Here is a 2323-nt window from a genome sequence, read left to right on the forward strand (position 1 = left end):
AGTTGGTTAGAATACCGGCCTGTCACGCCGGGGGTCGCGGGTTCGAGTCCCGTCCACTCCGCCACTTATATTAAGCCCTAGTCGAAAGACTGGGGCTTTTTCGTTTGGTCGTGTTCCCTAGAAATGTATTTACACATTGAAGGCGATACGATGCGGCTATCTTGACCCTTTTGGCGCATGAGTTTCTCAGGAAGATGAGCCTGCTGCCTGCACTTCCAATTACTCCGAGTTTGTATCATGTCCTCGTTGAAAGATTGGTCATTTGAACAATGAGTCTTTATAACACTCGCCCTCAACCGTAGTAGAATGAATAGTCTTCCTCACTGCGCGTTTTGTTAGCGTCTCTCTTAAACAATAATTTTCTACTTCTTATTTCTCAAACATTCATTGCTCCCATATTTAGAGCGAAACCGTCGTTGCGTGGATTGCGCAATTTCCCGAAATATAGTGAGGAAGAGAGCTAAGTCTTCCGAAAATTAATGCCTTTTAGAAAACTTTGTTTTCTTTGCTGAACTTGCTAGTAGCGATTAACCTAAGAGGAGTTCTTGAGGAGTATGTTTGATGATGCAACAAATAAAAAATGAAACGCTGAAATCTGTATTTAAGCAATGGTCTTCCGAAGAGGGAATTGTGGTCATCAACCCTGCAACTGAGCAAGAGTTAATTCGGTTAAAGCCTAGTACTCTTGAGGAGTTAGACGATCTCATTGGTCAGTGCAAAACGGAGCAAGTCCGTTGGGCTAAATTAAGTGCCAAAGAGCGCTCTCGTCGTTTGAGGGGGTGGTATCAACTACTTCTTGATAATGCAGAAGACATAGCCACGATTATTACCTTAGAGCAGGGAAAACCTTTAGCTGAGAGCAAAGGGGAAGTGATGTATGGTGCCTCTTTTGTCGAGTGGTTCTCAGAAGAAGCAAAACGTGCTTATGGCGAAGTTATTCCTGCCCCCACGACAGATAGACGTCTATCTGCAATTCGCCAGCCTGTGGGAGTATGCGCTGCAATTACACCTTGGAACTTCCCTATTGCGATGATTACAAGAAAAGCAGCACCAGCCCTAGCGGCAGGTTGTGGCATGTTGATCAAGCCATCAGAGCTTACCCCTCTCACTGCAATTGCTGTTGTTGAATTAGCTTATCAGGCTGGTATTCCTAAAGAACTGCTTTCTGTCGTGGTATCAGAACAGGCAGCTGAGTTTGGTCAAGTACTAAGTACTGATCCTAGGATTCAGAAGATCTCTTTTACGGGGTCTACGCGCGTTGGGAAAATTTTGATGAAGCAAGCCAGTGATTCAGTCAAGGCGGTGTCGATGGAGTTGGGTGGTAATGCGCCTTTCATCGTGTTTGAAGATGCAGACTTAGATGAGGCTGCGGAAGGGCTTGTCGCGTCGAAGTTCCGTAATGCAGGGCAAACATGTGTTTGTACCAATCGGCTATATGTTCATAAAAATGTAAAACAAGCTTTTATTGATAAAGTATTGTCGAAGTTAAGCAAATTAAAGCTTGGAAATGGTTTAGAGAAAGGTGTCACATTAGGTCCTGTTATTACGATGGCCTCTAAGCATCGACTAGAGGCGGTGATCGATCAAGCTGTACAAGAAGGAGCCTCTATTGCTAACTCTCCACAGAGACGGCCTGGTCGCTTTATGGAGCCCGTTCTTTTGGATAGTGTGACGCAGAATATGTCGATTGTTCAGCAAGAGCTATTCGGGCCTGTGTTGCCTATTGTTACCTTTGAAAATGATTATCAAGTTCTCGAAATGGCTAACGATACAGAATATGGTTTGGCTTGCTATTTCTATACGAATAGCTTGAAGCGTATTGTGACTTTTAGTGAAGGTTTAGAGTATGGCATGGTTGGAGTGAATGAAGGGATCATCTCTACTGAAGTGGCTCCATTTGGTGGAGTTAAAGAGTCGGGTGTTGGACGGGAAGGTGCTAAGCAAGGACTCGATGAATATCTGGAGACAAAGTATATTTGTCTTGGTGGTTTAAGCTGATTTCAGAGATGGCCGATTGAGTTAAAAAGCTAGGTTTTTACCTGGCTTTTTTTTTAGTTGAAAGGCATACCATTTGCCACGCGCGTTTGTGGTTAATATTTTCTGGTTACTTAGTGAGTCGATAGTTAGCTTGCGGTAAGCGGTTTTTAATAATCAAAGCGCTTATGTTATTTCGTGGGTAGTAGGAGAGAGCTTAGCTTTAAACTAATACAAAAAAGCCGCATCAAGTGATGCGGCTTCTTCTAATATGGCTCCTCCTGCTGGGCTCGAACCAGCGACCTGCGGATTAACAGTCCGTCGCTCTACCAACTGAGCTAAGGAGGAA

General features: G+C 44.1%; 1 protein-coding gene and 1 tRNA gene. One reads left to right on the plus strand and one right to left on the minus strand.

Features of this window, described 5'->3' with window-relative positions:
• Positions 1-561 precede the first annotated feature (561 nt).
• Positions 562-1998 (plus strand): NAD-dependent succinate-semialdehyde dehydrogenase, encoded by a 1437-nt coding sequence (locus tag R7Q09_RS24080; RefSeq protein ID WP_169643893.1) that lies wholly within the window; start codon positions 562-564, stop codon positions 1996-1998.
• A gap of 248 nt (positions 1999-2246) precedes the next feature.
• On the opposite strand, the gene R7Q09_RS24085 is transcribed toward R7Q09_RS24080, so the two are convergent.
• Positions 2247-2322: transfer RNA gene (locus tag R7Q09_RS24085), tRNA-Asn, on the minus strand.
• Position 2323 lies beyond the last annotated feature (1 nt).

The organism is Vibrio sp. 2130-1, assembly GCF_033339515.1.

Bases quoted from the DNA above. Each gene is read 5' to 3' on its own strand.
- R7Q09_RS24080 (WP_169643893.1), top strand. From the start codon at position 562: ATGATGCAACAAATAAAAAATGAAACGCTGAAATCTGTATTTAAGCAA.